The sequence below is a fragment of the Mesorhizobium silamurunense genome, from assembly GCF_014843905.1.
In the GTDB taxonomy this organism is placed as follows: Bacteria; Pseudomonadota; Alphaproteobacteria; order Rhizobiales; family Rhizobiaceae; genus Mesorhizobium; species Mesorhizobium silamurunense.
Genome location: NZ_LPVS01000017.1, coordinates 24,955 through 48,689, shown reverse-complemented (window position 1 = coordinate 48,689; position 23,735 = coordinate 24,955). Strand labels below are relative to the sequence as shown.

Here is a 23,735-nt window from a genome sequence, read left to right as displayed (position 1 = left end):
TGATCCCGCAAACCGCAGCGCGAGTCCCGCGCCCCGCAAGCCCTCGTATCAGCAGCTTTACGTGCAGGTTTGTGCTGCAGTCATGCTCAGCCATCGCACTCGGCCGCCTGAAGCCGCTCGGCGAACGGCGATACGGCTGGGCGGTTCGCGCGCACACAGCGCCGCTCACGGATGGTTCGGCTGATTGGGCGCCGCCGTCATACCGCAACCGCCAGCTTGCACCCCTTCGGATAGCACGAGCCCCCTTTACCTCCCGTAGTCCGGGAACGGCGGGGCAAGACAATAGAGCGATGACCCCTTCACATCAAAGCCAGCCGTTGCTGCCCCGCCGTTCACTGTTGATTGGAGCCTGAGCCATGCCTGAACAAAGAGCCAGCCTTGTCGCTCTTTTAGTCCTAGCCCTGCTTCTTTCTGGGCTGGCGGCGCGATATCATCCAGTTGCCACAGACTACCTGCGCCAGCTCGAAAACCATCGTCGGCTTGCCGCGGATTGGCGGAAGCTCATTCCGGAGCGGCGCGACGCACTCCTCAACGACCCCGCTGCGCCAACTGCTGGCAACCCGAATGGCGACGTCCCTCTGGTGGTGTTTTTTGACTACAACTGCCCAGACTGCCGGACGGCAGACCTTATCATCCAGCAAGCCCTCAAGGACGATCCCAATCTGAAGGTTGTCTACAAAGAGTATCCGGGCAAGGGACCGGGCTCAAAATTCGCCGCAGTGGCGGCGCTCGCCTCCCGCAAACAGGGAAAATATGAGCCGTTCCATCACGCCCTTATGGCTGCTCGCGGCCGGCTCAGCGGATTCTCCATCTTGACTATCGCACGACAGGTGGGCCTCGATGTTGAGCAGCTCAAGCGGGACATGGATGATCCGGCCATCCCAAACGCCCTCGAGCGCAATCGCGCGCTCGCCACCGAGCTGTACATCACCGGCACGCCGGCGTTGGTGCTCGGCGACGAAGTGATTGCAAAGGTGCCCGAGGTTCCCACGCTGAAACGCTTAATCGCCAAAGAGCGGGAAAAAGCTAAGCGTTGATAACCCTGCCGGATCACCAACTTCGGCATTTTGACAGTGGTGGCGGCCGGTGCAATGCGCGTTCTCTGGCCATGCGTGCTGCCTCTCGCGCCGGACCAACACTCTTACGTGGCCGGCAACGCCGTAGTCGGCGGACCACGCCGTTCTATCGGTAGCGTGGCAGTCCCGCATTCAGCGCGCTTTCTTCAACCTGGCCGAACGCGATCGCACAGCTCGGGATCTATTCAGCCGGCCAAAGGGATAGGCACGAAGCGCGCCGGACGCGTGCTTCAGATCGCGGCCAGCGCGACGATGATCGTCATGGGCGTTCGCCCCCTGGGTGATCGTACAGGTTGACGTGGACGCCGCCGGCGCCAAGCTCGCGCCGCCTGTCGACAGCGTGGCCCTTGGCGTGTTGATAAAGCCACAGCGGTCGCAAGAAATCCGTTCGGATTGACGAAAATGACGTTGGCCGCCATCCCATGCACCTCCATCATGCCATTCAAGGCCGAGGCTCTGGTCGAGGTCACCTCATTGGGATGACGGCGGCCGGAATTGCCTGGACCAAGCTGCCAAGCTGTGAGCCCGACACCTCATTTATGGAGTTGTTGAGGATGGCGCCGGTGTTCCGGCATTGAAGTCCTGTATCGATTGTGCGACAGGCCTTCCCCGTTGGACCGTCGGCGAAGGCATGCGTGGGCGCGGCACCACATCGCCAAAGGCACGCCGCCAGCCAAGCCATCCCTTGTGCGTTGATGGCCATGCCGCCAAGATCGAATTCGCTACCGGCATGAAGCCTCAGGGTGGTGGAGGTCCGAGAGGCACCCTGCGCCAGACTGGCGAACGGTTCGAAGCGGGCAAACCCGTAGCTCAGCTCATAGCCTGCCTAGCCGAAGGCGCATATCGTAGCAGGCCGCCGTCCCTCGGACATAGGCCCAAAAGATCGGGCCAGGCGATTTCACAAGCCGGGCGCGGTTTGCGCCGTTCGCATCAAAAGCTGTCCGCCCGGCCAATTCTGCCCCTCACATAAAACCTGGCGGTCAGCCGCAAACGGTATACCAGCTGTCGAATCGGCCATTGTTTGGAGCCGCACATAGAGTGCCGTAACAAACCTTCTCACCCTTGAAGTAGGCCAGGAACTGCAGCAAATGCGATATTTCGTGCTGTTCATCTTCGTCCCGGATAAGCTCCGGACCGCCCTGCGACTTCAGTGCCAGCTCGATCAGCTCGATCGCCCGATCTTTGTTGCCGCTCTCGTGATAGTACAGGGCTGCCAACGGATAAGGCAGGAGCTTACATTGGTCGCTTTCCGGGGGATTCAGTGCCAGGATGTGTTCGGACAGCTGTTTTCCCATCGCTAAGCGCTCAGCAGACGGAAAGTGCGAATGGTCAAAGTTCGGAAAGAAGAGTTCGTCTAGCGCCGCAACCATCCAATTCTCAGAGTTTCTGTTAATCGCGTCGCGAACGAATTGGCGCATGACGGGCAAGCCGGCTTGCATGTCGCGCATTTTGTGAAGCAACAGATTCACATGAGACCGGCGGAAACCGAGCTTGTCCGGCAACAAGGCGATGCCCTCTTCGATCGCCGAGAGCGCCGTCTTCCAATCCTTTTTCTCCACCGCCGCCCAATATCTGTCATTGATCGGCTTCTTCAGCGCTTGTTCGCGCGCTATGGCTTCGCCTTCCGCGATCCGCTCCGTATCGGCGGATTTTGCTTTATCGCTGGCGCGCCAGCTGCCGTTAAGCACTTTCGGCAAAACCTCATCGAGTTGCATCGGATGACCGATAAAGGCGATGTGGCCGTCCCGGTCGACCACGAACGAGGTCGGAATCGCGAAAGAAAAGCTGGGCTCCATCCAAAGCTTGTCCATTTCGCCTGTGGAGTCGAACGCGATCCGATAGTTCAGATTCGAGAACTTTTCGGTCAACCACGCGTCCAACTTGCTTCGGGCCTCGTGGGCCGTTGGAGCGTCTTCAGAAGCCGCGACTCCAACGATCTCAACTCCGCTCTCCTTGTATTTCTCCTGCAGCTGCATCAGATGGGGCATCCCGTCCACACATGGACCGCACCAAGTTGCCCAAAATTCGACGATGTACACTTTGCCGGTCTGAAAGCTGGTGAGGGGCTCGCCACGCAGCCAGTTCTCGACTTTGATCGAAGGAGCCGGGGACCCGATCCGCAATGCCACCATGTTGATCTCCAAAGCTTGCTTTCTGCGCGAGCTTGTTCCCGCTCAGAGACGGCACACGGGTTCGGGGGAGAGAGCATTGCTCGTCTTGCCCCATTGCGTGCAGTCACCATCAAGAGTGCAAAAGCCGTGCCAGCGCGCTCAGCGCACAGTAAGCGCCTGATTGCTTGGAAAAACCTCCCACAGTGCCGGATGGCGGTTGTAATGAACCTGACATTTTTGCTTGCGGACGACGCGGCTGAGGTGGTCGTCGACTAGATAAGCGACATCGACCCCACCGGGGCGGATATGCGCCTCCATGCCGGCCAGCCCGAGGACTATACCTGCGCGCCACCGGCGCGGCGCGTGGCGCGGTGTCTACATGACCCCGGGAACCGTTCGGTGGGCCGCGCCGCCGTGAGACGCACGACCCAGCGACAAACTTGGTTATTGAGAGTTGTCGGCCTGCACGAGCGCGACCATCAGATCGGACGCTAGAATGGTTGCCATCAGCCAACTGATGGCAACCGTTTGCACAAGCCAACCAAGACTGGATATTTGCGTGGCCGTCCAGATCGAGCGAAACACCTTGTTTCGAAATGGCGCGAGCGTTGTTGAAACGGGCGGATTAGAATTTTCGCACTGCATGGCTTGATGCCTTCGACCAAGCATTCACCTGGTCACGGTTACTGGGTGCAACGAGCAATTCCCAATTGGAGGTAGTTGCGGAACTTGCCTGGTAATCGGCCGCATTCCGGCATCTTTGACTCGATCCCGGCAACACGGCGAAGTTAACACGGCCGGCTCACTGGCTGCATGTCCAATTCGCCATGTTGGGACAAGCCGGAAAGCGCCGTGACCGCTATTGTCGATCGGTCCGCGCGTTGGCGGGGCAGGCGCGGTTTTGTCCCGAGGATGAACCCACCCCCGTGTTCCCTAGTGTGCCATTTTTCGTTTTCGGACCAATGCGTCGGCGGCGAACCGGGATCGAGGTACCGACCGATGGAACGCAGGTAGGCAACGCTCTCTCGTATCAAAGAATCGCGGTCTTCAAACGCTTCGCCTATGCACTCCAGCTCATCGTGCGCCGCCAGCGTTTCTTCGACGTCGCCAAGCACATAGCGAGTATCGCCGACAGCACAGATATCGCAGCAAGCCTTGATCAGCGTCACAACGAAGGCGGGGATATCGCTCGCCTTCATCAGTCGCTTGTTGCCTGTCATCATAGCCTGCCCTCAATCGACGGCGAAGAGGCTGGAGCTGAGCCTTAAGTTGGCACATCAGCCTGAGCGTGCGTCTGTCGATCCGCCAAGTTGATCTGCGTGGGGTACCCCCAGCAGCTTTGACTCCGGCAGGTGTTCACCGGGAGCTTGGCCGATGACGACAATCTCATCTGCCCCGAACCTGTCGGTGCTAAGCGCTTTCGTTTGGACTGCTTTGCCGTGCTCAATCTTTTGCCAGTGACCGTTTCGCGGCCGTGCAATGTTGTAGACATCGCAAGCCCGCGCGATATGCTGATCGCGAACTCCGAGTTCACGGGCGATCTGTGTCATCGGCTTGGCCCAGACCAAATCATAGAGCTGAGCCCGGCTTAGGCTGACCATTGACGCCTCCCATATCTTATGTCTCGGGCCACCCCACCCTGGGGTTCTCTAAGCTTAGCGATTCTCGCTGTCTACGCGCGAATGCCTGCGCCCTTCCCATCATACAAGGTCAACTCTACGCAGCCGGTTGCCGCCGCTAGATTCCAACGACGAGTGCACCGCCGCTCAGACCCGCGCCTGCTGCCGCCAGAAGAATTTTCTCCGCCCGGCCGAAACGGCTCCGTCTAGTGGGCCGGCGACAGCGAGAGAGGGATCGTCGCGGCGGAAGAGTTGCCGTATTCGGCGATCGTCTTGACGATCGCGTGATCGGCAATGCCGAGGTTCCTCCCCACGGCATCGAAAATTCGGGCGTTAGCCTTGTGCGGAACGAACCGATCGATATCCCGCGACCGCATCCCGGCCGCGGCGAGCGCGTCCTGCGAGCAGGCAGTCATCATCTCCACGGCCTTGGCGAACACTTCGCGGCCGTCGACGATCGTCATGCGGGTTTGGTCGAGGTCAAGATTGCATGCTTCCTCCGGCGGGAATCTGGATCAGCTCATACCGCGAGCCGTCGGAATCCACCGAAGCGCCGAGAATGCCCCGATCCGGCTCCTCGCACGGGCCGAGGGGTGGACGACGCCGGAAGGCACGACCGGACGCCTATGGCCCAAGACCTTCGTATCTGGTCCGCAATGCGACGGTAGCCGATGAAAACGTAGCGCATCGGTTCACGATCGACTGAAAACCGGGACCGTTCCTCTGCGGTGCTCAGACTGCCACCGAGTGCCTGGCCGTTCCACTCTCGAGATATTTGTCGAACTTCGCCGCAATGCTCCTCACGAAGGGACGGCTTTCCGCCAGCACGACGAAACTGTCGCCTTGGAGTTCAAGCAGTCGAGCAGGATCCCGAAGAGCGATTGAGCTTGCCTGAATAAGGAGCTTTCGGCCGGCTTCCCCGAAGCTCTCCACCAGGTCGATCGCCGAGAAGGCGAAATCGCACATCAGCCGCTCGATGATCCAGCCACGGACGCGATCGTCGTCAGAAAAGGCGATGCCGCGGACGGCGGCCAGACCGCCATTGGCGACCATACGTCCGTACTCAGCGGTCGAAGGATTGTTCTGCAGGTAGCCCTGGCGAAACCGGCTGATGGACGAAGGACCGACACCGATCAGCGTCTCGCAGCGATCCTCTGTGTAGCCTTGGAAGTTGCGATGCAGGGCCCCTGTGCAGGCCGCCACCGCCAGCGCATCGCCCGGCTTGGCGAAATGGTCGAGGCCTATTGCTTCATATCCCTTGTCCAAAATCGCCCGCGCGGCGAGTTGCGATTGCGCGAACCGCTCCGTGGGACCGGGGAGCCATGCCTCGTCGATCATCGTCTGATGTTTCTTGAACCAGGGCACGTGAGCGTAGCCGAACAGCGCCATCCTGTCCGGTTCCAGGGTCAGCGTCTGCGCTACGGTGGAACACAGGCTCTCCCTGGTTTGATGCGGCAGGCCGTAGAGCAGATCCAGATTGACGGACTCGACGCCGCGGGAACGAACTCCGTCGACGACTGCCTTGGTCTGCAAAAAGCTTTGTTCGCGGTTGATCGCCTTTTGCACTTTCGGATCGAAATCCTGCACGCCGAGGCTCGCCCGCGTCATGCCGATTTCGGCAAGCGCATCAAGGCGTGCTTCGTCCATATCGTTCGGATCGATCTCGATGCTGATTTTCGTATTCGGAACAAAATCGAAGCTGTCCCGCAAGAACGCGCCTAGAGCCACCATATCCTCAGGCTTCAGCATTGTCGGCGAGCCGCCGCCGAAGTGGATTGCGCAGACGAAGACCTTCCCGCTGATAAGGGCGGCAACCTTGGCGATCTCCGCGCGTAGCGAGCCCAGATAAGCGGTCACCGGCTCATAGTGGCGCGTCTGCTTGGTATGGCACGCACAGAACCAGCAGAGCCTGTCGCAATAAGGAATATGCAGGTAAAGCGATATCTCGTCACCGCCTTCGAGCGCCTCCAACCAGCCTTTCTGGACAGCCGCGTCGACGCCCGGATGGAAATGCGGCGCGGTCGGGTAGCTGGTGTAGCGGGGGACGTTCTCGCCAAGTCTGGCAGCTAATTCCGGTCGCATGTCGTGGTCCACCGTGTTTGCGTCGCCGGAACTCTGGACGCGTCGAACAGCCAAAGCCCTGATTTCGGTCAGCCTCCAGCACGGACAAACTGCCGCAAGGATTTTTCTACCGTCGATTGCTATCCTGCCGGCACTTGGGATCGGTAGAGCGATCGAATGACAGTACGGCAGGATATTCACAGTTCCGGCATTCCCGTTCTTTGCCTACCTTGCGAGGCACGGCACCGTGGCGTCTGCGGTGCGCTCGATCCAGACCATTTGGCGCGGCTCGCCAAGACTTCGTCGCGGCACAAGATCGAGCCGGGGGTCGAACTGATAGGTGACGCCGAGGCCGTCGAGAGCTATTCAAACGTGCTTTCAGGCGTGGTGAAGCTGACGAAGAGCCTTTCGGACGGCCGCCAGCAGATCGTGGGCCTCCAGTTCGCACCTGATTTTCTGGGACGGCCCTTCAAGGTGAAAAGCGCGATCAATGCGGAAGCGGCAACCGCTGTCACGCTGTGCTCGTTTCCGAGAGCGGCCATCGAACGGATGATGAAGGAAACACCGGAACTTGAGCATCGCCTGCTCAAGCAGACGCTGAACGAGCTCGACGAGGCACGCGAATGGATGGTGACGCTGGGGCGCAAGACCGCACCAGAGAAGGTGGCGAGCTTTCTCCTTATGATCGCCCGGAATATCGACCCCAATGTTGACCCGGCGGCCAGGTCGGTGTGCTTCGATCTGCCGCTGACGCGTGCCGACATCTCTGATTTCCTTGGACTTACGAACGAGACCGTGAGCCGCCAGCTGACGCGATTGCGGGCTGACCGCGTGATCCGGATCGAGAACAACCGCCATGTGACCGTGGACAGTATGAGCCGGCTGGAGCAGCGCTGCGGCGGCCGAGGCGCGCGGTAACCGCCCTTGGAATGAGACCTAAGCGCCGGGCCTACGTCGCTTATTCCGATCCGCTTGCTCGCGTTCGAACGCGATGTGTCGCCGCAAGCCTTCGAAGAAGCCGCGTAGCATGAACCCGACAACTTCCGCAGGCTCTATCGGATCACCATGACCGATCGCCACGAGCGTTTCGGCCACCTCGTCGCCGAAGCATTGATCCTCGACATGCTCGGCGCGCAACCGGCGGGTAGAGGCAAGATTGGCCTCGGCTGAGGTCAAGTGCGCCTCATCCACGGGGAAAATGACCGTCTCCTCGAACCGTTGAAGTCACGAAGCAGCGAACGATCGCGCGGGCTATGCCAAGGCATTTCAAGCGATCGACGCTTGGCAAGGCATCGGCAATACTTTCCAGCGCGTCGCAGAGCCGCAGCTTTTCCGATTGGACGCTTCATTACATCGCCCGGAACGCCTCCGCTCCGGCCCCGCCCTGGGACGCCGGACTTGTCCATGAGCGGGCGGCCTGTGCTGCGTTTCCTCGTTCAATCGCCACCTTCTGATCGCACCGAACTCGATCTGCCCGAAGCAAAATCGTGTGGCCCTGACATGGATCAGGGCGAGCAGGCGGCGGCTGCGCAATTAATGCGCTGCGGATTTGGGTCCGCCGGAATTGGAGATCGGGACTTGCGATGAAATTCGGCACAGAGATCGTCCTTCTAAGCCTGTTTGCTTTTGCGGCCCTGGTGGCTGCCGGTTTCGGCGTAGATGAACCTTTTCGCCAGCATATGTGGGTTTTGTTCTTCGTCTTGGGGGGCTTCACTGCGATCCTGTTGCGCAACACGGAGTTCAAGCCAGTAGTTCCGATCGACCCCGCCGCTTACATGGATGGTCCAATCCGCTACGGAGCGATCGCGACTGTCTTCTGGGGCGTCGTCGGCATGCTCGTCGGCGTGCTCATCGCTCTGCAGCTCGCCTATCCGGACCTCAATATTCAGCCCTGGTTCAATTTTGGCCGCTTGCGTCCCCTTCATACGTCCGGTGTGGTTTTCGCCTTTGGCGGCAACGCACTTCTTTGCACATCCATGTATGTCGTGCAGCGCACGTGCCGTGCCCGGTTGTTCGGCGGCAATCTCGCCTGGTTCGTGTTCTGGGGCTATCAGCTTTTCATCGTCATGGCTGCGACCGGCTACCTGCTCGGCATCACCGAGAGCCGCGAATACGCCGAACCCGAGTGGTATGTGGACCTCTGGCTGACCATCGTTTGGGTCGCCTATCTCCTGTTGTTCCTCGGCACCATCCTGAAGCGCAAAGAACCGCACATTTACGTCGCCAACTGGTTCTATCTGTCCTTCATCGTGACCATCGCGATGCTGCATGTGATCAACAACCTGTCGATGCCCGTCTCTCTGCTAGGCTCGAAGAGCTACTCCGCATTCTCCGGCGCCCAGGACGCCCTGACGCAATGGTGGTACGGCCATAATGCCGTCGGCTTCTTCCTGACCGCCGGCTTCCTCGGAATGATGTATTATTTCGTGCCCAAGCAGGCGAACCGCCCAGTTTATTCCTACCGCCTTTCGATCATCCACTTCTGGGCGCTGATCTTCCTCTACATCTGGGCTGGTCCGCACCATCTCCACTACACCGCTCTGCCCGACTGGGCGCAGACGCTCGGCATGGTGTTTTCGATTATGCTCTGGATGCCCTCCTGGGGCGGCATGATCAACGGCGTGATGACGCTGTCCGGCGCATGGGACAAGCTGCGCACCGATCCGATCATCCGCATGATGGTGATGGCCATCGCCTTCTACGGCATGTCGACCTTCGAAGGCCCGATGATGGCGATCAAGACGGTCAACTCGCTGTCGCACTATACAGACTGGACCATCGGTCACGTGCACTCCGGCGCGCTCGGTTGGGTCGGCATGATCTCCTTCGGCGCGATCTACTACATGGTACCGAAGCTCTGGAACCGCGACCGGCTCTACTCGCTGCGGCTGGTTACCTGGCACTTCTGGCTGGCGACGCTCGGTATCGTCGTCTACGCGGCGGTGATGTGGGTCTCCGGCATCATGCAAGGCCTGATGTGGCGCGAGTACGACGAGCAGGGCTTCCTGGTCTACTCCTTCGCCGAAACCGTCGCCGCCATGCATCCCTACTACATCATGCGTGCCATCGGCGGCGCGATGTATCTGTCCGGCGCTCTTATCATGGCCTGGAACATCGCCATGACCATCTTTGGCTACCAACGCGAGGAGGATCCGATGCCGGGCTCCATCCCCGCCCTCCAGCGTGCGCGATCAGGATCCAGAAAATGGGCTTGATCGACAAACACGCCGTCATCGAGAAAAACGCCACGCTTCTTCTCGTTGGCTCCCTTCTTGTGGTGACCGTCGGCGGCATCGTCGAGATCGCGCCGCTCTTCTATCTCGACAATACGATCGAGAAGGTCGAAGGCATGCGGCCCTATTCGCCGCTCGAACTTGCAGGGCGCAACATCTATGTGCGTGAGGGTTGCTACCTCTGCCACAGCCAGATGATCAGGCCGTTCCGCGACGAGGTCGAGCGCTACGGTCACTACAGCCTGGCGGCGGAGTCTATGTACGATCACCCGTTCCAGTGGGGCTCGAAACGAACCGGCCCCGATCTCGCGCGCGTCGGCGATCGCTACTCCAACGCGTGGCATGTGCAGCACCTCGCCGATCCGCGTTCGGTGGTGCCGGAATCGATCATGCCAAGCTATGCGTTCCTGAAGGACACGCCGATCGAGGTGAAGGATTTCTCGACGCATCTGGTCGCGAACGGGCGTGTCGGTGTCCCCTACACCGACGACATGATCGCCAACGCCAATGCCGACCTGATGACACAGGCCGATCCCAATGCCGACACGTCCGGTCTGGAAGGCCGCTATCCGAAGGCCAAGGTCGGCGACTTCGACGGCAACCCCCAACAGGTCACCGAGATGGACGCCTTGGTCGCTTACCTGCAGATGCTCGGCACGTTGGTCGATTTCAAGACCTACGACGAAGCCGCCGGCTACCGCTGAGGAGTGTGATCGTGGACTACAATTTGATGCGGGAATTCGCCGACAGTTGGGGCCTGCTCGCCATGGCGCTCTTCTTCGTCGGATGCGTTGCCTTCGCGCTTCGCCCTGGCGGCCGCAGGCAAGCTGACGAAGCCGCTCGAATTCCTCTCAAGGACGATTGATCATGAGCAGCGAGCAGATCGACGAGGTCTCGGGCATCTCAACGACCGGCCATGAGTGGGATGGCATCCGAGAGCTCAACAACCCACTTCCGCGCTGGTGGGTCACGACCTTTTACATCACCATTGTCTGGGCGATCGGCTACACCATCGCCTATCCGGCATGGCCAATGCTTACTTCCGCGACCAGAGGTGTGCTCGGCTATTCGAGCCGCAACCATGTCAAGAATGAACTGGCAGCCGCCGAAGCCGCCAAGGCCAAATATGTCGCGGCGGTGGAATCGAAAACCGTCTCGGAGATTGCTGCCGACGACGCATTGCGCGAGTTCGCTGTCGCTGCCGGCGGTGCGGCATTCAGGGTCAATTGCGTGCAGTGCCATGGCTCCGGCGCGCAAGGGTCCAAGGGCTTTCCAAACCTCAATGACGACGACTGGCTGTGGGGCGGCAAGGCCGAACAGATCCAGCAGACGATCACGCACGGCATCCGCTTCGCATCCGACCCGGATACGCGCGTGTCGGAAATGCCGGCTTTTGGTGACATCATCACGGCAGATCAGATCGCGCAGGTCAGCACCTACGTTGCCAGCCTGTCCGGCTTGGTCCGGGACGCAAGTCTGATCGAACCCGGCGCCAATGTTTTCGCCGAGAATTGTGCCGCCTGTCATGGTGAGAATGCAAAAGGCAACAAGGAACTCGGCGCACCCGACCTGACCGACGCGATCTGGCTCTATGGACCGGGCGAGACGGCCATTGCCGCGCAGGTTCGCGCGCCGAAGCACGGCGTCATGCCGGCCTGGATCGGGCGTCTCGGCGAGACCAAGGTCAAGGAACTCGCCGTCTACATCCATTCGCTTGGCGGCGGAGAATAGGAACGGAAGCCTATTCTCGGCCCTCCCCGCCAAGCGACGAGGCCCGGCGCGAGCCGGGTCTCGACACCATTCCGGCATGCGGCGATTGACCTGCATCAACGCGGCGCTGCCCGCGGCAAAGCTTGCTCAACGTAGCATTCCGGACGTCAGCCGAAGCAGACGAGTTCGGTTGAACGGCAATGTCATCGGCTGCGCGCGACTGGAGATGCACGTGCTGGATAAAACGGTAGAACGGCTTGAAGCCGAAGCGGTCAACTCCACCAAGACCCGTCAGCCGCTCTATGCCCCACGCAAGAAGATCTTTCCGAAGCGCGCCTCGGGCAGTTTCCGCCGCTTCAAATGGCTGGTGATGGCGATCACCCTGGGCATCTACTATCTGACGCCTTGGCTGCGATGGGACCGGGGGCCGTTTGCCCCGGACCAGGCCGTGCTGCTCGATCTTGCCAACCGCCGTTTCTACTTTTTCTTCATCGAGATCTGGCCGCAGGAATTCTACTACGTCGCCAGCCTGCTGATGATGGCTGGCATCGGCCTTTTCCTGATCACCTCCACTGTCGGCCGCGCCTGGTGCGGCTATACCTGCCCGCAGACCGTATGGGTCGATTTGTTTCTGGTTGTCGAGCGCGCGATCGAGGGAGATCGCAACGCCCGCATGAAGCTCGACGCCGGCCCCTGGACCACGCATAAGCTCGTGCTGCGCGTATCGAAGCACACCATCTGGCTGGTCATTGCGGCGGCAACCGGCGGCGCCTGGATTTTCTATTTCGCCGATGCGCCAACTCTGCTTCGAGAGGTGTTCACCGGCACCGCCGCGCCGGTCGCCTACGTCACCATCGCCGTGCTGACGGCGACGACCTACACATTCGGTGGGCTGATGCGCGAGCAGGTCTGCACCTACATGTGCCCGTGGCCGCGCATCCAGGCAGCCATGCTGGACGAAAATTCGCTCACCGTGACCTACAATGACTGGCGCGGCGAACCTCGGTCGCGGCACGCCAAGAGGGTCCAGGCCGCGGGGCAGCCGGTCGGAGACTGCGTCGACTGCAATGCCTGTGTCGCGGTCTGCCCGATGGGGATCGACATTCGCTACGGCCAGCAGCTCGAATGCATCACCTGCGCGCTCTGCATCGATGCCTGCGACGGCGTCATGGACAAGCTCGGCAAGAAGCGCGGGCTGATCTCCTATGCGACGCTGTCCGATTACAACGCCAATATGGCGGTGGCGACCGGGGGTGGTTCCGGCGCGGTGAAGCCTTCGCTGCTGCTCACTGCCGACGGCACGTTCTCCGACAGGTTGGCGCATTTCCACATTCGCAAGATCTTTCGGCCGCGGACCTTCGCCTACATGGGCGCGTGGTCGGCGGTCGGGCTTGCGCTGCTCTATTCGCTGCTGACGCGCGACCGACTCGAGGTCAACGTTCTGCACGACCGCAACCCGCAGTTCGTCACGCTGTCCGACGGCTCCATCCGCAACGGCTATACCGTCAAGCTGCTCAACATGGTCCCCGAGCCAAGGACGATCGTCGTCACCATGCAGGGCATGCAGGGAGCCGAAATGAGCGTCGTCGGCATCGACCTGCCTGCGGCCCGTTCCTTCGCCATCCCGGTCGAACCCGACCGGCTGAAAATGCTGAAGGTTTTCGTGCGCCAGCCGGCGAACCAGGTGGAGGACACAGCGCAAACCTTCAAGTTCCGCGTCGAGGACATGGCGAGCTTCGAATCTGACGAATACACAGCCACCTTCAACGCACCGGAGACCGCCAGATGAGCATTGATACGCGAGAGCCCCGCGAATTCACCGGCAAGCATATGTTGCTTACTATTCTTGCCTTTTTTGGTGTGGTCATAGGCGTCAATCTGACCATGGCGACACTCGCCAACACCAGCTGGACCGGCCTTGTCGTCGAAAACACCTACGTGGCGAGCCAGCAGTTCAACCAAAAGGCTGAGGAAGGTCGTGTACAGGCTGCACTTGGCTGGACGGGCAAATTGACGATCGCGGGGGGTGAAGTCCGCTACAACCTCAGCGATGCCGACGGCAAGCCGGTTCCGTTGCAAGGCGTCAAGGTGCTGTTTCGCCATCCCGCCTACGAGGCAGAGGACAAGTCCATCACACTGGCCTCTGCTGTGGGCCAGGAATTTGCCGCGCAACACACGCCGAGGGATGGCGTCTGGATCGTCGAAATCGACGCCGATGCCGGCCTTGCGCAACCCTATCGCGACGTCCGTCGGATCATGATCTCCCAAGGAGCGCTGCAATGAGCTGCTGTGCGCCGGGCGCCGAAATGGCGCTGGCTCTGGACAGGGCCACATCCGTCCAGCCGTCGAACCAGGAGATCAAATTGGCGAGTCGCTCGCTTGGCGACGACCTTCGCCAGACTGATCTTTCAGTACCGACGGTTCATTGCGCGGGCTGCATCCAGACGATCGAGACAGCACTTGCAAAGCTCGATCGCGTCGAGGGCGCGCGCGTCAACCTGTCGACGAAACGCGTCGCGATCCGGTGGCGCGGAAATGAGGTTCCGCCGTTTGTCGCCGCGCTTGGACGGCTTGGGTACGAAGCGCATCTGTTCGACCCAGAGACCGGCGAGAAGGACAAGACGCTTTCCGAGCTGATCCGGGCCGTCGCGGTTGCCGGCTTTGCCGCAGGCAACATCATGCTGCTTTCGGTCTCGGTCTGGTCCGGTGCCGAAGGTGCGACCCGCGATCTGTTCCATTGGGTCTCGGCGCTGATCGCCATCCCCGCGCTCGCCTTCGCCGGTGGCATCTATTTCCGCTCGGCCTGGAACGCGTTGCGCCACGGTCGCATGAACATGGACGTGCCGATTGCGGTTGGGGTCTCGCTTGCTTACACCATGAGCCTCTGTGAAACTATCAACCATGGCGACCACGCATACTTCGACGCGTCGGTATCGCTGCTGTTTTTCCTGCTGATCGGCCGCACGCTCGACCACGTGATGCGGGAACGAGCCCGGACCGCGGTGAACGGCCTGTCACGGCTGGCGGCGCGCGGCGCTTTAGTACTGCGCGACGATGGTACGCGCGACTACCTGCCGGTTGGCGAGATAGAACCCGGCATGCAGCTGCTGATCGCGGCGGGCGAAAGGATTCCCGTCGACGGCAAGATCATTCGAGGCTCTTCGGATCTCGACTGTTCACTGGTCTCCGGCGAGAGCACACCCCGAAACGTGGCGCCGGGCGAAACCGTGCAGGCCGGTGTCCTCAATCTTACCGGCTCGCTGACGATCAAGGCGACAGCCGCCGCTAAGGATTCGTTCCTCGCGGAAATGGTTCGCCTGATGGAAGCCGCTGAGGGCGGTCGCGCGCATTATCGCCGGATCGCCGATCGCGTTTCAGCGCTCTACGCCCCGGTGGTTCATCTCACCGCCTTCGCGACCTTCCTTGGCTGGATGGCGGCGTCTGGCGACTGGCACCGGGCGATAACCATCGCCATTGCCGTTCTGATCATCACGTGCCCGTGCGCGCTCGGCCTCGCCGTGCCGATCGTTCAGGTGGTGGCCGCTCGACGCCTGTTCGAGAACGGCATCATGGTCAAGGACGGTTCGGCCATGGAGCGCCTGGCAACGATCGATACCGCGGTGTTCGACAAAACCGGAACGCTTACGCTCGGACAGCCCCGGCTCGTCAATGCGGCCTCGATCGATCCAGGCATGCTGGCAATCGCCGCAGACATGGCCGCGCATTCCCGCCATCCGTTTTCAAAGGCTATAGCCGGCTTTGCCGCGCTTGGCGAACACCATAAATTCGATGCCGTTACCGAGCACCCGGGCTTTGGAATCGAAGCTGCTGACGCCGGAAGCACCTGGCGGCTGGGTCGCCGCGGATGGGCTGGATGGAAGGCCCGGACCGGCGGTGAAGGCAAACATGGCTATAGCGGAACGGTCCTGACCAAAGACGGGTTCATTGTGGCGACCTTCGATTTCGAGGACGCGCTGCGTGCCGATGCCAGGGCGGCCATAGTGAAGTTGAACGATCAACAGGTATCGGTGGAAATGCTGTCGGGCGATACCGAAAACGCCTGCGGCGAGGTCGCGGAAATGTTGGATATCGACGGCTTTGTTCCGGCGCTGCTTCCCTCCGGCAAGGTCGAACGCATCAAAGCGCTGTCGAAAGACGGACACAAGGTCTTGATGGTCGGCGATGGCCTCAACGACACGCCAGCGCTGGGCGCGGCGCATGTCTCGATCGCTCCGGCCACCGCAGCCGACATCGGCCGCAACGCAGCCGATTTCGTCTTCCTGCGCGAAAGCCTTTTGGCAGTACCCCTGGCCCTGGACGCCTCGCGGAAAGCCGGGCGGGTGATCCGGCAGAACATCGCCATCGCGATCGTCTACAACACCATCGCGGTGCCGATCGCTATTCTGGGGCATGTCACGCCGTTGATCGCCGCGATAGCGATGTCTGCTTCGTCGCTGCTTGTCATCGGAAATGCGTTGCGCCTGCAGGGTTTTGTGCTCGCCGAGGTGATGGGGGCTCCCTCGGCATCGCGTTCGGGTATTCACGCATCGGTGCAGCCGTCATGACGACGCTCGTCTATCTCATACCAGCAGCTCTGTTCCTTGGCGCTCTGGGGCTGTCCGGCTTTCTGTGGGCCTTGAGGAGTGGTCAATATGAGGATCTTCACGGGGCCGCTGAGCGGATCCTCATCGACCGGAACGCTGACCCAGATCGCTGTGCCGAACAACCTGCTGAGGCTCCATCGCAGCTTAGCTAAGCTGCGCTTGACGTAGATTTGTGAAAAGCCCCTGTCGTCGAAGGACTGCGTCGCCCGGATTTGTCGTGTCTGGCTGATCCAGATCAAGGTTATCTCCTCATCGGCGTGGTTTCGTCGACAGCCTTTCAAGGGAGAACGCATGTCTAACGGACAGTTTAGTCGTCACCATCAGCGTCTTGGCGGTTTTTGGGTTTTTTCAAGGAGTGGTCGGCTCCTTCAATGAATCGCGCCGCCGAACACCTCGGCGACCGGTCTGGATCAAGACCCGACACGAAGAATGGCCAAAGCCAAAAGTCAGCCGAGGCGACGCGGCGGGCACTGGAACCCAGCGCAATCGGTCCACAGTTTGTGGCTCAACTCCACCAGCATCTCACGCAGATAGCCGACTCGATGGCGGCAACGCTGATGGTCGGCTACGACGACAGTTTCGACATCGTTGTCGTCGGAGGCGGGCCGGTCGGACTTTCCTTCGCCGCGTCGCTGGGGCAGAGCGAACTGAAGGTGGCAGTTGTTGAACAGCAGCCCTTGGAACGGCTGGCGAATCCGGCTTTCGACGGTCGCGAGATCGCGCTGACCTACGCCTCGATCAGAATCCTTCGCGAGGTCGGCGCCTGGGATGCCATCCCCGCTTCGGAAAAATCACCGCTGCAAGGCGCGCGCGTGCTCAACGGATCGAGCCCTTTCGCTGTGTATTTCGATCCTCCCAGAGGATCTGAGGAACCACTCGGATTTCTGGTCCCAAATTGTCGCATCCGCGATGCCCTGTTCAAGACCATCCGCTTGCAGGATCATGCCCAGCTGATATGCGGCCATTCGGTCGTTGATGCAACAAACAGCCACAAAGGAGCAGTCATAACGCTCTCCGATGGCAGGCGACTGACCGCTCGGCTTCTCGTTGCAGCGGATTCGCGGTTGTCCGCCACGCGCAACCTGCTCGGCATCGGCGCCGATATCAATCGGCTCGGCAAGGCGATGCTGATTTGCCGGGTGAGGCACGAGCGCCTCCATCACCAGATCGCAGTCGAATGGTTCGATCACCATCAGACGATAGCGATGTTGCCGCTCACGGAAGGTGTGTCGTCGCTGCTTCTCACTTTGCCTTTAAACGACGCCGATAGACTGCTTGCTTTCGACGACGATTTGTTCCTGAGGGAATTGACAAACCGGTGTCGAGAACGCCTCGGAAAAATGAGTTTGGCAAGCACCCGCCATAGCTATCCGCTGGTCACGACGTGGGCGCACAAATTCTGGGCTCCGAGCGCCGCACTCATCGGCGACGCTGCCATTGGCATGCACCCGGTGACTGCGCATGGCTTCAACATCGGCCTGAGCGGCCAGAAGCAACTCGCCGATCAAATTCTGGCAGCATGTCGCGAACGTCGCGACATTGCCGATCCGGACACGCTCCAGAAGTACGAAAGCTGGCTTCGCCGGTCAGCGGCACCGCTCTATCATGCTACGAACATACTTGTCGGACTGTACTCAGGCGAGCACCCGGCGGCACGGATTGCAAGACATGCGGGACTTCGCTTTGCCCAATATCTTCCATTTGTTCGCCATGGCATTTCGGCCATGCTTAGGCGGTGAGACCACAGTCACGATACCGTCGACAAATCTGAGGACGCGATCTCGCCCCGGGCTCCTTTTCTATCTCGCCGTCTAAGCGCGCGTCTTCATCTCCTGAGCGACGACCAGATAATTCTGCCCCTGCCAATGCCGCTTCCATGGTCTTGCGTTGCAAGGCCTCGAAATGGGATCCGGTTCAAGGCATGGCTGGGCAAGACTTCGACAATCAGCCGGCAATGCTATACGAGGCAGGCGTACCACCCGAAGTCATGATGACCACGGGTTTCCGAGCCGACGCGTCGATCACCGCTACGGTCGCATTGATACGCTGAACCCCTCGAAATTAGAGCTTATCGTGGATGTCGAGCGCCACCGTCTCGGGCGCGCGGCATCGGGTCAACAGCCACAGGTCGACCAGCACATCGCCGAGCTGAATGCCGTCTTGAGCTTGGGCAGGTTCTCCAGTCGCGAGCATGTCGGCTGCGAACACAGAATCGTCCGCAGGCGAGCCTGAAGGCCGGGTCGGTGCGCAGCCCGGTCGAGATCGTTGGCATCCTCGTAGCCGCAGGCGATCGCAAAGATACGGGCGCGCAGGATGTCGGCCATGGCGAATGCCTTGATGTTACAGCCGAGGCCGTGCTTAGAGGAGCGAATGAATCGATTCGACTACCGGCCGGATATTGACGGCCTTCGTGCCTTTGCGGTTTCTGCTGTTGTCCTATTCCACGCAGGGTTCTCAACCCTTTCCGGTGGCTATGTCGGCGTCGACGTCTTCTTCGTGATCAGTGGCTATTTGATTACAAAGATAGTTGTTGAACGGGTGCGCGCCGGAACATTCAGCTTTTCCGACTTTTACGCCCGGCGCGCACGCCGGCTATTTCCAGCACTATTTTCCACGATCTTTGTCACATTCGTTTGTGCCGCATTCATCCAAGGCCCAGAGGACTTTCGCAGCTTTTCCGGCTCTGCCGCGATGGCGATCCTGTCGCTGTCGAATGTCTATTTCTGGATGCAAAGCGGCTATTTCGATGCAGCCGCAACGACCAAGCCACTCTTGCACACTTGGTCGCTTGGGGTCGAAGAACAATTCTATTTGATCTGGCCAGTAATCATCTCTGCCTCGGTGCGGATGGGCCGACTGGCCCTTATGGCCGTGGCCGCGTTTGGTCTCATCAGTTTCACGGCGTGCCTTTTGGCTATGCGCTTTGATTTAACGGCCGCGTTCTTCCTTACACCGTTTCGCATATTTGAGTTTGCCTGCGGAGCCGCCCTTGTGTGGGCCAAGACGCCAGGGCGTCTGTCTTCCGACATTGCTTACACCACCGGTGGCTTGGCAATCCTTTACGCCATTCTTCAGTTCGATGCCGGTACGTCGTTTCCAGGATGGCATGCGGCACTTCCCACTCTAGGGACCGCGATGATGATCTACGGCGGGCGCAACGCCGTCGCTGCCTTGCCGCTTAAAACCGCACCGGCGCTATTGATTGGCCGGGCAAGCTATTCGATCTATCTCGTGCACTGGCCCATTGTCGTCTTCTGGCTCCATGCAACCGGGCGCGACCTCGACACGTTCCAGGGTGTCGCCGCCATCGCTCTATCTATACTGCTTGGCTATTTGCTTCATGGGTTCATCGAGCGTCCACTAAGATACTCCCATGCCTTGCAGGGCCGGCGGCTGGTGACGATCTGCACTTCGGCCACCGCCCTGATTGTTGCACCGTCATTGCATAGCTGGGCTACAAAAGGCTGGACTTGGCGATTGCCAGAAGCGCTTCGCGGAGTAAACAGCTACGACATGGATGTTCTCATGAAATACGTATGGGCGAATGACATCCGCCTGAGCAGCAACACCTTTAAGCCTGGCAGAAAACATATCCTCATCGTGGGGGACAGCCAGTCCGCTGATTTTACGAACATCCTGTTGGAAGGAAACCACGAGCGAAACGTCGACATAGTCACCTATACGTTCAACTATGGCTGCAACATTCCATATGCCGATGATCAGCAGTATTGGGACCAAGAAAATATCTACACCACGTCAGACCCTTCCCTTGAGGAGAAATGCAAAGAGAGAAGCAACGCGCTCCTTTCCAGCCCCGCACTCAAAAAGGCGGATGTGGTTATCGTCGCGTTCCTATGGGAACGATACGGTGCGAAACGCATGCGTGCTGCCGCCGACAAAATTGAGTCAATCAGCCCAGCTCGCGTATATGTCCTAGGTAGAAAGAACCTCCTCAAGAGCAGCATCGATTTCGTTAACATGAACGGGAAGTTGGACGGGCTCGGGAGCTTGGCTGCGCGGTTCAAGGCTTCCGACACTCTCTTTATAAACAACATGCTGGCTCAGCAATTTGGTAATCGCTATCTGGACATCTTTTCATCAGTTTGCCCCGACCAAGATAAGTGCGTGGTGCTAGATGAAAAGCAACACCCCATCTTCTATGATGCGGCTCACCTGACCCAGAGCGGTGCACGATACTTCGCCAAGCACGCCGCTCGAAAACTCATCGATCCCGCCAACTTGTGAGCTGGGCCGTGTTGTCTTGTACACATTCTCGGCCACATGAATCTCGCCAGCAGCAGGAGCACCGCCGGTGGATTGCCAAACGCAATGCTGCCTCACCGAGGTCCGCTACAGCGATGACCATAGCCAGAGGAGATGGAGCCGCTCGTGGTGAGTTTGGCTCGCGAGAGTTGGTAGAAGGCTGGCCTAAGCGACCGAATCCTACGCCAATCGTCTCCTGACACGCTGTTATGACGGGCTAGCGGGCCTCGGCAGTGATTTCTTGGCTGAACGTTTCCAAAAAGCTGTACCCCGCTGAATAGTTAACCCGTCATTCAGTGGGCCTGCATAGGCTTGCGCTGCGACGAAATCCTCGGAAGCAAGCTAACCCATCCATGGCCCTGAAGAAAGAAGACACGCTGGAGGCCGGAATCCTTCAGGATCAGCTTGCTGACCTGAGGGCCGGTCTCTTCGTGTCGATGCCCATAAGCACTGTTCTGTCAGGCCTGATTCTGGCGGTGCAGACCCTTTCAGGCAACGGCTCTGGCGCCGCGATCTGGTTCCTGGTCGTCAATGCGATAAATGTCGGCCGCCTCGCATTAGCCCGTTATCAGCTGAAGGACACCAGACGCCAGGGCGATCTAACGCGGATTTCGCCGCGGCTTCGCTGGTTTGGCCTCCTTGCTCTTCTGGCGGGGTTTGCCTGGTCCTTTCTTGCTGTCCTGACCGTTGGATACACGACAGCTCACGCACCGCTGCATCTGATTATTCTGGCCGGCATCGCAGCTGGTGCGGTTACATATGGCAGTTCATACGCCGCGGCAGCGACCAACTTCATCACACCCCCGCTCCTCGTCACAGCGGGGTGCTTGCTGGCGAAAGGCAACCTTGAGGGCTATATTCTTGCTTTCACCGTTCTACTCTTCCTGGGCGGCCTGGTTCGAGCCGCGTTTGTCGGACAAGCGCGCTTCCGCGATGCTAGCCGCCTCAGGCATGAGGCCGAGCGGCTTGCGGCCGAAATGGAGGTCAATTCCAGGCAGGACCACCTGACGGCCCTTCTTAACAGGCGTGGCCTCGAACACGCTATCGGTCGGTTCGAAACTGCAGCCGGGCCCTTCGTTGCCATGCTGATTGATCTGGACGGGTTCAAATCCGTTAACGACACCTACGGCCACAGGACTGGTGATGAACTGCTTGTCAGGATCGCCCGCCGCATAGAGCAGGAAGCACCGGAAGGCTCAACGCTCGCCCGCATCGGCGGCGATGAATTCGTGCTGTTTTTTCCCTCACTCAGGAGTTCGCTTTCTGCCAGTAATCTCGCATCCAATATCATAGCCAAAGTTACCCGCCCCTATCCTGAGGTCGCGTCCGTCCGGGTCGGGGCATCTATCGGAATATACTTGGCCGAAAGCCCGGGACTGACGGAAATGTTGTTGCGGGCCGATATCGCCCTTTACACGGCCAAGCGTCGTGGCAGGAACGAATTTTGCCTGTTCGATGCCGAACTCGACAGGGAACTGCAACGCCGCCAGTCCATCGAACGCGACCTTCATTCGGCGATAAAGACGAGAAGCCTGGTGCCTTGGTTCCAGTCCATCGTAACACTCGACACCGAGGCCGTGGTCGGTTTTGAAGCCTTGCTAAGGTGGTCCCATCCGATTCATGGCTCCATCTCTCCACCCGAAATCATCACGGCCGCACGCCAAACCGGACTGCTTCAGCTGCTGACCCAAACGGTCTTCGCCGACTGTTGCGCTCTTATCGACGGTTTGGTGAGGGCTGACTGCCGTGATGTCCGTGTGGCGATGAATGTTTCACCGCGCGAACTGGAAGCCGGCGATATCGACGACATGATTCTGGATGGTCTGGCGGCAAAAGGTCTGCCTGCAACGATGTTCGAAATCGAGATTACCGAAGAATCCCCGGTGGACCCGGACAGAGTGGATGAAAAGCTCGCACGGCTTTCACACGCCGGCATTTCCATCGCGCTCGACGACTTCGGTACCGGCTTTTCCACCTTGGCGTCGCTCAAGGACAGCCGGATACGCAAGGTGAAAATAGACCAGGGCTTCGTTCGCGGCTTAGCCAGGTCCCAAGAGGACCGGCTGCTTGTCAAAACGGTGATCGATCTTGGCAGGGCGCTCGGGATCGAGGTCATGGCCGAGGGCGTCGAGACGGAGGCGGATCGCCAAACCCTGCATAAGCTTGGCTGCAGAATCGCTCAGGGCTTTCTGTTCTCTAAGGCGATGCCTCTGAGCCAGGCGCTCGATTTGGCAGCAAAAGAGCACGCGAAGGAGTCGTGACCGGCACCCGCCGCCACCATCTCTCGCGGCCGCGCGCTCATGAGGGTATCGAGACTTCCTTGTTTGAAAAGCGTGACACTCCGCGCTCCGCGTCAGCCGGCGAACAGTTAGCCGGTCGTAACCATCCAGTTCGCCCGGTCGATATGGCTGCGAAGAGCCTTGCGGGCGCGGACCGGTTCAAGCGCCGGGTCGATGCCGAGAATGAGATCGGCCATCTCCTCTTCGCCGGCATTGTCGGCGCAGGCGTCCAGGATCCGCAGGTAAATCGTGAAATGCTCCCTGTCGTAGCTCGTGAGGTTCTCCGACCAGGGGACTTCCTCGCGCAGCGTTGAGCTTCGAGACTCATCTGTTCCCGTTGATCGATCCATGCCTGCTGCGAACCTCGCCTGTTGAGCGCTGGATCCAACGCAGCATATCCCAAAATGGGATAATCCGAGAGCGGCGTCTCGATGTCATTGAGTTTCTCGACGTAACTGCGGCGCCTGACGCTGATGCGTGCGAGATTCTGTCCAGCCTCCGGACGCAGCGGGCGCCCGCGCGCCTGAGGGGCGCGCGCCTGGTGCTCGTGAACCGAGCCCGCTTTTTCTTCGGCCAGGCTCAGGCGGTCTCGGCCATTCGGCTTCGCCCCCTGGCGCGGGCAGCCTGTCGGCTGCTGACGGTCGCCGGCCAGGCGGCCGGCGCGGTCTGTCTTTTGGCCTTTCCCGGTGGCGCGGGGTGGGCGGCACTCCCTTCTAGGCCCGCCGCGGCATCCCGCAACCCTTCGCTTGGCGCTCAGGGTCCTCCTCTTCGTTCCGGTC

At 60.0% G+C, this 23,735-nt stretch carries 20 protein-coding genes and 2 pseudogenes; 13 read left to right on the top strand and 9 right to left on the bottom strand.

Going from position 1 to position 23,735, the window contains the following annotated elements:
• Positions 1-356 precede the first annotated feature (356 nt).
• Positions 357-1,037 carry a DsbA family protein gene (locus AU465_RS04220; RefSeq protein ID WP_192244316.1) on the top strand — a complete coding sequence of 227 codons (681 nt, stop codon included), beginning with the start codon at positions 357-359 and terminating at the stop codon, positions 1,035-1,037.
• 269 nt (positions 1,038-1,306) lie between these two features.
• Here AU465_RS04220 and AU465_RS37650 read toward each other — a convergent pair whose 3' ends face one another.
• The 7 genes and pseudogenes from AU465_RS37650 to hemN form a co-directional block, all read right to left on the bottom strand.
• Entirely contained in the window at positions 1,307-1,510 is a 204-nt protein-coding gene (locus AU465_RS37650) for a hypothetical protein (RefSeq protein ID WP_376774814.1), read from the bottom strand.
• A 546-nt stretch (positions 1,511-2,056) separates the two neighbouring features.
• The gene (locus tag AU465_RS04210; protein ID WP_192244312.1) at positions 2,057-3,208 is read right to left on the bottom strand and encodes a TlpA disulfide reductase family protein; all 1,152 of its coding nucleotides are present in this window, start codon (positions 3,206-3,208) and stop codon (positions 2,057-2,059) included.
• Positions 3,209-3,646: 438 nt separating this feature from the next.
• A pseudogene (locus tag AU465_RS04205) lies at positions 3,647-3,832 on the bottom strand (MFS transporter); the annotation flags it as partial.
• A gap of 143 nt (positions 3,833-3,975) precedes the next feature.
• Positions 3,976-4,407 carry a Y4lK-related protein gene (locus AU465_RS37370; RefSeq protein ID WP_312891189.1) on the bottom strand — a complete coding sequence of 144 codons (432 nt, stop codon included), beginning with the start codon at positions 4,405-4,407 and terminating at the stop codon, positions 3,976-3,978.
• Between the two features lie 57 nt (positions 4,408-4,464).
• The gene (locus tag AU465_RS04195; protein WP_192244311.1) at positions 4,465-4,788 is read right to left on the bottom strand and encodes a hypothetical protein; all 324 of its coding nucleotides are present in this window, start codon (positions 4,786-4,788) and stop codon (positions 4,465-4,467) included.
• Between the two features lie 136 nt (positions 4,789-4,924).
• A pseudogene (gene bioZ / locus AU465_RS04190) lies at positions 4,925-5,397 on the bottom strand (3-oxopimeloyl-[acyl-carrier-protein] synthase BioZ); the annotation flags it as partial.
• Positions 5,398-5,538: 141 nt separating this feature from the next.
• Positions 5,539-6,888 carry an oxygen-independent coproporphyrinogen III oxidase gene (gene hemN, locus AU465_RS04185; protein ID WP_192244309.1) on the bottom strand — a complete coding sequence of 450 codons (1,350 nt, stop codon included), beginning with the start codon at positions 6,886-6,888 and terminating at the stop codon, positions 5,539-5,541.
• Between the two features lie 156 nt (positions 6,889-7,044).
• Between hemN and AU465_RS04180 the strand changes: the two genes are divergently transcribed.
• The 10 genes from AU465_RS04180 to ubiM all read left to right on the top strand — a co-directional run bounded on the left by AU465_RS04180 (position 7,045) and on the right by ubiM (position 18,153).
• Complete coding sequence (locus tag AU465_RS04180; protein WP_192244307.1) at positions 7,045-7,785, top strand: Crp/Fnr family transcriptional regulator; 741 nt, start codon at positions 7,045-7,047, stop codon at positions 7,783-7,785.
• Between the two features lie 665 nt (positions 7,786-8,450).
• Positions 8,451-10,082: a cytochrome-c oxidase, cbb3-type subunit I gene (ccoN, locus tag AU465_RS04170; protein WP_192244305.1), complete on the top strand. Its 1,632-nt coding sequence runs from the start codon at positions 8,451-8,453 to the stop codon at positions 10,080-10,082.
• Positions 10,073-10,804, top strand: coding sequence for a cytochrome-c oxidase, cbb3-type subunit II (gene ccoO / locus AU465_RS04165; RefSeq protein WP_192244304.1), 732 nt, complete (start codon positions 10,073-10,075; stop codon positions 10,802-10,804). The genes ccoN and ccoO overlap by 10 nt, the downstream gene beginning before the upstream one ends.
• Positions 10,805-10,815: 11 nt before the next feature.
• Entirely contained in the window at positions 10,816-10,965 is a 150-nt protein-coding gene (locus tag AU465_RS04160; protein ID WP_095496049.1) for a cbb3-type cytochrome c oxidase subunit 3, read from the top strand.
• A 2-nt stretch (positions 10,966-10,967) separates the two neighbouring features.
• Positions 10,968-11,831, top strand: a complete 864-nt coding sequence (ccoP, locus tag AU465_RS04155) for a cytochrome-c oxidase, cbb3-type subunit III (RefSeq protein WP_192244303.1) — start codon at positions 10,968-10,970, stop codon at positions 11,829-11,831.
• 205 nt (positions 11,832-12,036) lie between these two features.
• Positions 12,037-13,599 carry a cytochrome c oxidase accessory protein CcoG gene (ccoG, locus tag AU465_RS04150; RefSeq protein WP_192244394.1) on the top strand — a complete coding sequence of 521 codons (1,563 nt, stop codon included), beginning with the start codon at positions 12,037-12,039 and terminating at the stop codon, positions 13,597-13,599.
• Positions 13,596-14,093, top strand: a complete 498-nt coding sequence (locus AU465_RS04145; RefSeq protein ID WP_192244302.1) for a FixH family protein — start codon at positions 13,596-13,598, stop codon at positions 14,091-14,093. Before ccoG ends, AU465_RS04145 begins: the two co-directional genes overlap by 4 nt.
• Positions 14,090-16,375 carry a cation-translocating P-type ATPase gene (locus tag AU465_RS04140; protein WP_192244301.1) on the top strand — a complete coding sequence of 762 codons (2,286 nt, stop codon included), beginning with the start codon at positions 14,090-14,092 and terminating at the stop codon, positions 16,373-16,375. Before AU465_RS04145 ends, AU465_RS04140 begins: the two co-directional genes overlap by 4 nt.
• Positions 16,372-16,566 carry a cbb3-type cytochrome oxidase assembly protein CcoS gene (gene ccoS, locus AU465_RS04135; RefSeq protein WP_192244300.1) on the top strand — a complete coding sequence of 65 codons (195 nt, stop codon included), beginning with the start codon at positions 16,372-16,374 and terminating at the stop codon, positions 16,564-16,566. The genes AU465_RS04140 and ccoS overlap by 4 nt, the downstream gene beginning before the upstream one ends.
• Before the next feature lie 405 nt (positions 16,567-16,971).
• Complete coding sequence (ubiM, locus tag AU465_RS04130; protein WP_192244391.1) at positions 16,972-18,153, top strand: 5-demethoxyubiquinol-8 5-hydroxylase UbiM; 1,182 nt, start codon at positions 16,972-16,974, stop codon at positions 18,151-18,153.
• Between the two features lie 375 nt (positions 18,154-18,528).
• Here the strand turns inward: ubiM and AU465_RS04125 are convergent, their stop codons facing one another.
• Positions 18,529-18,738 (bottom strand): transposase, encoded by a 210-nt coding sequence (locus AU465_RS04125; protein WP_192244299.1) that lies wholly within the window; start codon positions 18,736-18,738, stop codon positions 18,529-18,531.
• Between the two features lie 46 nt (positions 18,739-18,784).
• On the opposite strand from AU465_RS04125, the gene AU465_RS04120 reads away from it, so the two are divergent.
• Together AU465_RS04120 and AU465_RS04115 are read left to right on the top strand one after the other, a co-directional pair.
• Entirely contained in the window at positions 18,785-20,659 is a 1,875-nt protein-coding gene (locus AU465_RS04120; protein ID WP_192244298.1) for an acyltransferase family protein, read from the top strand.
• Between the two features lie 371 nt (positions 20,660-21,030).
• The gene (locus AU465_RS04115) at positions 21,031-22,938 is read left to right on the top strand and encodes a putative bifunctional diguanylate cyclase/phosphodiesterase (RefSeq protein ID WP_192244297.1); all 1,908 of its coding nucleotides are present in this window, start codon (positions 21,031-21,033) and stop codon (positions 22,936-22,938) included.
• 107 nt (positions 22,939-23,045) lie between these two features.
• Here the strand turns inward: AU465_RS04115 and AU465_RS04110 are convergent, their stop codons facing one another.
• Positions 23,046-23,306 carry a hypothetical protein gene (locus AU465_RS04110; RefSeq protein WP_192244296.1) on the bottom strand — a complete coding sequence of 87 codons (261 nt, stop codon included), beginning with the start codon at positions 23,304-23,306 and terminating at the stop codon, positions 23,046-23,048.
• Positions 23,307-23,735: the final 429 nt, after the last annotated feature.